The organism is Vibrio sp. 10N.286.48.C11, assembly GCF_041469805.1.
In the GTDB taxonomy this organism is placed as follows: Bacteria; Pseudomonadota; Gammaproteobacteria; order Enterobacterales; family Vibrionaceae; genus Vibrio; species Vibrio crassostreae_C.
In genome coordinates this window covers 18710-28439 of the sequence record NZ_JBFRLK010000115.1, presented here as the reverse complement: position 1 = coordinate 28439, position 9730 = coordinate 18710, and the positions used below count along the sequence as shown (strand labels likewise).

Here is a 9730-nt window from a genome sequence, read left to right as displayed (position 1 = left end):
CTCTTAAGTGAACGGCATTATTCACATGGTGAATGTTTTTGTGGTTTGCATGATTATTGACCATGTTGAAATTTGGTTGCGTATGGAAGATAGAAAATCATGGATGGTTTTTCGCTGGATATGAGAACACTTAATTTTATTATTATTTTGTTCTCTTTCATTTACTGTATTGGCTTGTTGTTATTTCAATTCACTCAACAGTCCATTAAAGGGCTTTCAATCTTTTCCATTTCAATATTTGTTATCGGAACTGGGCCGTTGATGTTGAGCCTAAGAGGGGAGTTCCCTGATTGGGTCACCGTTATTGGTGCCAATATGGTCATTGCGCTTGGTTTTCATCTCGCCTTGTATAGCTTATGTCTGTTTCGAGAATACTCTCTCAAATGCACCTACCTCAGTAGTCTAATGATGTTGGCTCTTTTGCCATGTTTTATTTACTTCACGTTCTATGAGCCTTCCATAAAGGCTCGAATTATCCTCATTAGTTTATATCTGGCTTTTGTGACTCTTTGCACTGCCTTTGCGGTATTAAAGGGCCGGCGTGATGACTTGACTCTAGGTATTCGGATGATGGCCTTGTCATTTACGATATATGGCGGGTTTATGGTTTTTCGAGTTGTGGTGACACTATTTTCCGCTGATCTCCAGGATTTCATGGCGGCCACTCTCATTCATCAACTTGCCTTTTTAGTGAGCATCGTTCTTATTGTGTCGATGAGCTTTACAATGCTTTGGCTGATTAACGCAAGGTTGCTTAGTTCTATTCACGAGCTGTCCTACAGCGATCCTCTAACGGTACTGGGAAACCGCAGAGCATTAGATGAGATGGTTCCAGTTATCATGAAGCAGGCGGGGACTGCACCTGTTAGTGCCATTATGATGGATATTGATAACTTTAAGTCGATCAATGACCAACACGGACACATTGTGGGTGATCTCGTGATCAAGTCTTTTGCTGAAATGGTTCAAAGTGCAATCAAAACATCGCCAACAGCCAGTGCGTTTCGTTTTGGCGGAGACGAGATAATGATTTTATTGCCCAATGTTAATTTCCTACAAGCACAGGCTATTGCTTGTAAGCTGCGATTGTCTATTTCAGAGATCTCAGCCGTACAAGGGAATGAGATGTTTCTGACGTCGAGTTTCGGTGTCGCTCAGCTTCACCCACATGAGAATTGGGATGGGTTTATTACTCGAGCCGACAAAGCGTTATATCAAGCGAAAACAAACGGTCGCAATATGACTTCAATTTGTCCTAGTCATATTAACGAGATCGTCACTGCCACATCACCAATACCGCTGCAATAGAGAGTAAGATGAGTGCAAGAATGTCTTTGCGTGCGATGCTTTGTCCTAACCAGAAGTAGGATATCAACACCATGAAGATCACTTCGACTTGCCCAAGCGTCTTTACGTACGGAACGGCTTGAAGTGACATTGCGCTAAACCAACCCAGAGAACCGATAACACTCGCTAGGCTTGTCATTACGACCAGTTTCGACTTCTTGAATATCAGGCGCAGCGTGTCGCGTTCTCTGAAAAAGAGATACGTACAGATAATCACTGTCTGAAGGGAAATGACGAGGAACAGCACCCAAGCAGCGCTATGAGGGAACGGCAACCCTATGCTCAAACTTGCTTCCCGTACCCAAAGAGACGTTAAAGCAAAGGCGGTGCTACACGCCATACCTAATAAGAACACTTTTGGGGACAAGCTTCGCCAGCCAGAAGCGCTACTCATGATTAGCACGCCTAAAGTACCAATAAGTACGCCGACCCAACCTGTTAGTGTCAAAGCAGTACCAAAAAACAATACGGATAGCACCGCAGACACGGGGGCTTCACACTTGGCTAATCCTGCGCCTATCGCATAGTTTTCTAGCTTGAACAGCATCACCATTAAGCCGGTCGCGAGGATCTGCATGATGGCGGCAGCAACAATATAGAAAACAAACTCACCCGAAAAATCCGGTGCGGAGACTGGCTGCCATTGATAGAGGGTGTAGAGGTAAATAAGGGCGATTGGGCCAGCCCAAATAAAACGCGCCAACGTCACGCCAGCCACGCTCATGGTGCCACTTAATTTACTTTGAAAGGCATTGCGCCAAGATTGGCTAAAGGCAGCAAGGAGAGTAAAGGCTATCCAACTAAAAGACATGACGCGTCCATGTGTTATGTAATTTGCTGATTATATTAACAAATAAAACCAATATAAGAAGCGACTTGTTCTTTTAATAAGCAATAGTCAGTTGCGTGAATCGCTCGGTTTTGAAGAATATTCGGTCTTTAAAACTTGCGCTGTAAACCTTAACGGCTTCATTTACTTGTCACTCGACATCAATCGATTGTTTAGAAAATCGCTTCTTTTCTGTTCTTGAAGTAGAACAGCGCGCTGATCAAAAAGAACAGTAAGGTGAAGTAATAGAAAAAAGAAGACAGTGAGGCCAAGAAGGCAAGGTTCTGTTCTATTTCTTGTTCGGTGTAGCCCTGAGACACCAACTTATAGTAGTAAGCGTACAAGATACCGATCAGACCGTATCCGAGGTTAAACATCAAACCTTTGAAACTAAGAACGGTGGCTCTGTTGTGTGATTCGGTTTTTTTATTCAGGTGGTAGCTGATGAAAATGTTCATCGTCATGATGATAAAGATTAATACTAGTGCCGGAATGACTCCGTAAATCGACCAACCTAAACTGATCCAGTAATAAGTCGCCATGCTTGCCAATCCCATAACCACAATGAAGGTTTTAGCCTCCATACTCTCTGCTAATCTTCGGCTTTGTCCTGCCAATATAATCTTAAGCAAGCTGATACCCGCACCAATAAAACCAAAGTAGATAATTGGAATATCAATGGCCAGATAGTATTGGCTGTTCATGGTTAGGAACATGCGTGAGGTGTGTTCGAATAGGCTGTAGTAGAGCAAGATGAACAGCACGTAAGGCGTAGCGAATACCCATTTACCTGCATCGATCGTCAATTTAAGACTTGAGATGGTGGTTGCCAATTTGGTTTGGTCGCTTGGCATCAGCTTTTTCTCTTCGCGCATATTAATCGCGGCATAGATAGCGATCATCGCTACAAATAGGGTGGCGAACACAGGAATACGCATCAGGTCTTTAGTGCTTTCTGGTTCGGCTAGTCCAAGGAAATGAAAGATGTTCGTCATAAAGTTCACGTCGTACATCGCCGCACCAATCAGCGTGACAAAGATACCGACCGTTGAGGCGACACGAAGCTGGATTTGCAGCACTCGCGGCCACAACTCTTCATTACCTTGTTCTTTTAAGGTGTCGTAAGCCAATGCCTCGTCGGCGCCGCTGGCCAGTGCCATCGCTAAGCCACTGAGAATCCGGTTAATCAGAAAGACTATGAACACCAAGTCGGGGTTTCCGGTTGGCACTAAGGCGATCATTGCGATCTCAACAAACATCACAATCGAAGACAGCACCACCAGTTTCTTGCGGCCTAAGGTATCGGCGAATGCACCCGACGGTACTTCAGCAAGCACAATGGTGGCCGCCCAAACTACATTGAGCATCGCGAATTGAGACAGGGTTAACCCGTAATCTAAATAAAGTAGTGTGAATATAGGGTAGTAAAAACGCGCAAAGTAGCTGCTTCTAAACATCAAGAAGTAGCGGACATTGGGAATTTTAAGGATCTCTTTGAGCGTCATGATAATTTCAGTAATTTAGATAACACATTATTATGTATAACCCTTTTACTCTTTTAAATCATGGAATTGTTGCCAAATCCCTAAAATATCTGGTTTGGGTGATCTTCGAACTCATTGTTCATAGTGGGTTATAGGTTTCTCGTCTTCAAATCACTTTCCCCTATTCATTTAGTTTGTGGTGCCGTTTCACTTGTTCGACTGATTTTGGTGCAAGATCGAACTTCTACAACGTCGCTCTCGTATTTACATCTTATTGTATGATTTAATTATTGGTAATAACGATACGCAATGAATCCAATGTAATTGAGGAAGCGAGCATGATCTTAGAGTCATTCAGTCTGGAAGGTAAAGTAGCGATAGTGACGGGCTGTAACACGGGGCTTGGGCAAGGTATTGCATTAGGCCTAGCGGAAGCCGGTTGTAAGGTTGTCGGTGTTAACCGAACAGAGCCTGAAGAGACTATTGAGAAAATGAGTGCAGCAGGTCATTCGTTCCTAAACGTGAGTGCTGATCTTCTCGAGCAAGCGTGCATTCCAGGGGTTATAGAGCGCACTTTGGCTGAGTTTGGCCAAGTCGACATTCTCGTGAACAATGCAGGAATTATTCGCCGCCAAGATGCTATTGAGTTCTCAGAGCAAGATTGGGATGACGTAATGAACGTGAACACCAAGACGGTGTTCTTTATGTCTCAGGCTGTTGCAAAGCAATTTAAGGCTCAAGGTACTGGCGGAAAGATCATTAACATTGCATCGATGCTCTCATTCCAAGGTGGCATTCGAGTTCCTTCCTATACGGCTTCAAAAAGTGCTGTGATGGGCGTGACACGTGCGATGGCGAACGAATGGGCGCGCGATAATATCAACGTGAATGCGATAGCCCCCGGTTATATGGAAACGAACAATACTCAAGCTCTGCGTGAAGATGCTGAGCGTAATCAAGCGATTCTTGAGCGTATTCCCGCTGAACGTTGGGGTAAACCGCAAGATATCGCAGGTCCTTGTGTGTTCTTAGCCTCATCAGCATCGGATTACATTAACGGCTATACCATTGCTGTTGACGGTGGTTGGTTAGCTCGTTAACTGACCTTGTAACAAACACGGTTAAGAATTTTAAATTTGCAGCAATCTTGCAGGAGAACATAAATGAAAATCGCACTAATGATGGAAAACAGTCAGGCAGGTAAAAATGCCATGGTTGCAGCTGAGCTAGAGTCAGTGGCGGGTGGCATTGGTCATGATGTTTTCAACTTAGGTATGACCGACGAGAATGATCACCACTTAACGTATATCCACTTAGGTATCATGGCTAGTATTCTCATCAACTCAAAGGCTGTGGACTTTGTTGTGACGGGATGTGGAACAGGGCAAGGTGCTTTGATGTCACTGAACCTACATCCGGGTGTGGTTTGTGGTTACTGCCTAGAGCCATCAGATGCTTTCTTGTTTAACCAAATCAATAACGGTAATGCTCTCGCTCTCGCTTTTGCTAAAGGCTTTGGCTGGGCAGGTGAACTCAACATTCGTTATATCTTTGAAAAAGCGTTCACAGGCGAGCGTGGTAATGGGTATCCACTAGAACGTGCAGAACCACAGCAACGTAACGCAGCAATTTTGAATGAAGTGAAAGCGGCGGTGGTCAAAGATAACTTTATTGATTCGCTAAGATCAATCGACCAAGAGCTCGTGAAAACAGCGGTTGGCAGCGAGCGTTTCCAACAATGCTTGTTTGAGCATTGCCAAAACCAAGAAATCGCTGATTATGTTCGTTCACTTTTAGATTAATTAGAGCGTTTAGTTCTGATAGAGCCAGCCTTGTTCGGCTGGCTTTTTGATGAATAATTAAAGGAAAGTTGTGAGGCAGACAGTAATCAACTGGAAAAATGGCGATTCGTGTTTTCCTGAATTTACTCTTCATCTTCGGTTTCTTTGGGAGCATTCGACGCCCAGTTTTTTTCAAGCCAGTTATCGAGCACGTGTTGCAGCACGTTCAAGGAGGTTGGTTTCTCTAGGCGACCATCCATCAACTTGCTGATCATATCTAACTCGTGCTGTCCTGATTCGCCAGACAAAGCAATGATTGGCGTTTGAGGAGAGCGTGCCTTGATGATTTGGCTTGCGTCAAAACCATTCATTATCGGCATTTGTACGTCCATTAAGATCAAATCGACCTTGTGTGTTTTGAACAGCTCGACGGCATTCTCGCCGTTTTTAGCTTGTAAGCTATTTACGCCAAGTCGACTCAGGTACATCTGAACAAGCGTGCGTTGCACTTCTTTATCATCGACGATAAGCACGGTTGGAGCCAAATGGTTCTCTGGGGTTAGCGTACTTGTTGGCTCTGAACTTTGCGTTTCCGCTTGGTTATCTGGTTTAACTTCTGCGTTGGGTTTGTTTTCAGTTGTGGTTTGATTACTTTTCCAATCATTGAAGTAAGGCGTACGAAGTGCGTCTGCTTTGGGTGCATTGGGTACTACCGGGAAGTACAGGTGGAACTCAGTAAACTCCCCAAGTTTAGAGTGGCACTCAACTCGGCCGCCAAATGAACGCATCACACGTTGGCAATAGCCAAGCCCTAGGCCGCTACCACCGCTTTTTTGGTAAGAGAAGAAGTCATCAAAGATCTTATGTGCAATGGCTTCGTCAATGCCAGGGCCGGTATCTCGGAATATCAGAACGTTCTCGTAAGGCCCTGTGTTGGTGCTGATCTCAATTTGGCTTTCTGGATAAGAATCAAAGTAATAGATTGCATTACGTATCAGGTTGAAAATAACGAAATTGAATAAGGTTTCATTGAGCTTTGCTACAAAATCAGCGTGTTGTGGTAAACGAATGCGTTCAATGATCTTTTCATTCTCAAAACCATAGTGGCTTACGGCTTGATCTACGGCTTTGTGGATAGAGGTCATGGCCACAGGGCCGTGTTCAGGCGTACTGTCACTGACTTCGCGCAGGATGATATCAATCAGTTGTCGCCCGCGTTGAATCGCCGCTTGGCCATTCTCAATATCCTTTAGGATTTGTTTAGCTGGGGCTTGGTTATCAATGTGCTGTTTTAACACCTCAAAATGCAGCTGCACTTGAGCCAGCGGGTTACGCATTTCGTGTGCGATAGAATTAGCAAGCGCGCGACTTTGGCGAATGCGTCTATCGGCTTCAATGGTGCTTTGTACACGAGTTAACAAGGTTTGCAGTGCAGAGATCTCTTCGTTAGAGAACATCTTATCGTTGCTCTTATGTGATGAGACCAATAAGTGCGTGACCGATTTCCCCTGACCAAATAAAGGCATCACCAAAGCGGTGTCGTTTGAGCTCATCTTGTCATATAGGGCTTTTATCGAGCGCTTGGCTGGTGCGGTGTAATCAAGCTCCTGAGACAGCTCATCGAACACTAAAACGGACTTGTTGGTAGACAGGTAATCTTCGTAGAAGGTTTCGTTGTAGTTGCTGTTCACCAGACGCAACTTGTCTTCGGGAATCTGCAATAGGCTACCTAATCGACGCATTGCATCATCAATCGACAGCTTGAAATCGTCTTCTAGTGAGAGGATCTGTTGTACTGGCGTTTTCTTGTTTCCGTAGACAAAGAACGAGGCGTAGTGGCTTACGCGCTTGTAGAGAACATGCCACGTGATGCCGATAATCGCGCAGATTGGGATAGCAACAAGCCATTGACTGTCGTCTGTCAGCGGGATAAATATCGCGCCAAAAGGGATCACCAAAATAGCACAAACCAACATCGCATTTAGGCTCATGTACGCCAGGTATTTCACGCTGTAGAAGCGCGAGGTCAGCAGGGCATAGCCAACGAACAACATTTCACTTATCGACAAAGCTGGTGGCAGCCAAGTGAGCGAGAAATCACGCAAGAAGTAGGTCATGCCTAGGTGGATCGTCGCAGTAGACAGCATGAAGACTAAAATGCCGGCGATCATATAGTTGGTTTTGGCTAAAGTTAGCTTGCTGCTGTTGGCGCGCATGGCCACCAGGTTGAGTAGTGTTAGCACTACAAAGCTAATCATCCCAATAAAGAAGTACGGCGTATGCGGGCCAAACTCAATCACGAACTGGCTTGGGCCTGCAATGGTGACGTGTTCAACGGTTAACCCCGGACTTAAATTGATAAAGAAGGAGTAGACGGTCAGGGTGACGAAAATGGCTTGCTGCCACACATGAACCTTACCATTACGTTGTTCAGCGGCGAGTTTGCACGAGAAGTAATAGGCAAAGGCAAACGCAAAGAACGAGGCGAGGTTGGCAAACTTTGCGGCGAACACGGCGGCCGAGGCCCCAAGTTCCGGTAATAAGTCGGTATGGAAATAAGCGTTACTGCTGATCCACGCAACAATGCAGATCGAATACGCGATGTAAGGGGCATGGTGTGTCCCTGCGATCACTTCGTTCTTCTGTTTCAGGCGATAGCAGTAATAGAACAACCACATGACAACCACAGCCACGGTTGCAAGCAGTGTGATTGCTTTTGCATAGATGATCGCCTCTAGGCCGAAATCAAACATGTTCATCCTTTTTCACCGAGCTAGTTTTTCCTGCCGAGCGCGACTTTTCTAATGACTTTCTGCTTTCTCGCACTGCGCGTTTGTAGCTTCGAAAATCGACATTATTGAACGTTTTTACCATCATCTCAAAATTCCAGAATCCACGATAAATTGTCGTGCCATCGTCATTTAATTCGCAATATCCAGAATGGAAGTATGCATTGGAATCAATGGTTTGATAAAACTGAAGCATGAAAGGTTGCTCGATAATAGTGAAGCCAATCTTATAGCCTATTTGGTGTAACACACTCATCAGCTCTTTTTGAGAAAGGTAGAGGAAATAGAGCTTTTGTTGGGTATTGCCACTGACTGTCAGACGTAACACCTCACACAGGGCATCTTTGTCGGACAATTGTAACTGGAATTGTTGGTCAAATTCTGGGAGAGAGTAACATTTTGACAGTGTAGGCGGTGTGAAAAGTTGTAACCCTGCGAGTTCATCGCAGCCGTAATTGGGTAAACAGTATTGCCATTGCTCATTGCTGAACGGCGGTGCGTAACTTAGCCAAGTGTCATTCTTAGACCAGTCTTGAATCAGCGCAGAGGAAACCAGTGTTGGAAAGGCTTCATCGACTGGATGCTTGAGCAGAATAAAATGCTTACCTGCCTGAGAAAGGTGTAATAAAGGCAGCATCTCAAACCATTTCTCGCCCTTGATGAACACCTCGAGATTGCTTAAAGCAATGGCATCGCTGATTGGCATTCCTTGTGGGTGACTCGGTGTTTGTACCAAAAGTGGCTCATGTTCTATCTGTTCGATGATCGCACCGTAATAAGCACTGTCATTGATAGGGAGGTCGACATGAGAAATGGAGCTTGGATTTAATGGAGATTTTGCTTTGATCGCAGCAATTTCACACTCACACCAGAAATCTAGCCAATGCATATAGCACTGCCCTACAGCCTGCTCTAGAAGAGCAATCTCTGCAGATAGTGTATTTGGATAGCGCAGAATCAGATCGCGGTAGTCCATCACCTCAAACAATACAGAGTAGCTTTTGTTTTGATGCTCTGGGAAAAGCAATTCTAATTGGCTTCTACGATATTCAGTCACGCTTTGAAAAAGCTCAGTGCGCTCATGTGGCTGATAAGTGCTGATGACGAGCTCTATCAGCGCTCGCTGTTTTATTTCGATAGACAGACTGCTAGCCAACAGTGAGCCTAAAGACGACGTTAATTTCATGTTTAACCTAGCCTAGGTTTATATAATTATTTTTATTTGATCTGCACTATCTATAGGACACTGATTTTAGGTATGTGTTTGAAGTTACGTTACTTTGAGAGAGCTAATCGTAACTTTACTTGTGTCCATGTTGTGAGAAGTAAGTTGCATAATCGGGTGAGATTTTACTACTTGCACCCACCCTTAACAATAAAGATTTTCCATATTTGAATGAATTCACAGATGAACAAAGTACATTATTATCAACAACTTGTAGGGCTGGATCACAGTTTTAAAATCAGACATGATTAAGCCGAGCATAAACTTTTGAATTT

At 44.5% G+C, this 9730-nt stretch carries 7 protein-coding genes; 3 read left to right on the top strand and 4 right to left on the bottom strand.

Annotation, left to right across the window (positions count from 1 at the left end; translation table 11 throughout):
* Positions 1-99: 99 nt before the first annotated feature.
* Positions 100-1308: a GGDEF domain-containing protein gene (locus AB4209_RS21240; protein WP_372057272.1), complete on the top strand. Its 1209-nt coding sequence runs from the start codon at positions 100-102 to the stop codon at positions 1306-1308.
* Here AB4209_RS21240 and AB4209_RS21235 read toward each other — a convergent pair.
* Both AB4209_RS21235 and AB4209_RS21230 read right to left on the bottom strand, forming a co-directional pair.
* On the bottom strand, positions 1277-2158 hold the full coding sequence (locus tag AB4209_RS21235) for a DMT family transporter (protein ID WP_017067924.1): 882 nt from the start codon (positions 2156-2158) through the stop codon (positions 1277-1279). The two genes, AB4209_RS21240 and AB4209_RS21235, sit on opposite strands and share 32 nt — an antisense overlap.
* 191 nt (positions 2159-2349) lie before the next feature.
* Positions 2350-3681, bottom strand: coding sequence for an MFS transporter (locus AB4209_RS21230; protein ID WP_372057270.1), 1332 nt, complete (start codon positions 3679-3681; stop codon positions 2350-2352).
* A gap of 317 nt (positions 3682-3998) precedes the next feature.
* Between AB4209_RS21230 and kduD the strand changes: the two genes are divergently transcribed.
* A complete protein-coding gene (gene kduD, locus AB4209_RS21225) occupies positions 3999-4760 on the top strand; it encodes a 2-dehydro-3-deoxy-D-gluconate 5-dehydrogenase KduD (RefSeq protein ID WP_017067926.1) in 762 nt (253 codons plus the stop codon).
* Between the two features lie 63 nt (positions 4761-4823).
* Entirely contained in the window at positions 4824-5462 is a 639-nt protein-coding gene (locus tag AB4209_RS21220) for an RpiB/LacA/LacB family sugar-phosphate isomerase (protein ID WP_372057268.1), read from the top strand.
* Between the two features lie 122 nt (positions 5463-5584).
* Here the strand turns inward: AB4209_RS21220 and AB4209_RS21215 are convergent, their stop codons facing one another.
* The gene (locus AB4209_RS21215; RefSeq protein ID WP_372057266.1) at positions 5585-8194 is read right to left on the bottom strand and encodes a response regulator; all 2610 of its coding nucleotides are present in this window, start codon (positions 8192-8194) and stop codon (positions 5585-5587) included.
* Complete coding sequence (locus AB4209_RS21210) at positions 8187-9416, bottom strand: acyl-homoserine-lactone synthase (RefSeq protein WP_372057264.1); 1230 nt, start codon at positions 9414-9416, stop codon at positions 8187-8189. Before AB4209_RS21210 ends, AB4209_RS21215 begins: the two co-directional genes overlap by 8 nt.
* Positions 9417-9730: the final 314 nt, after the last annotated feature.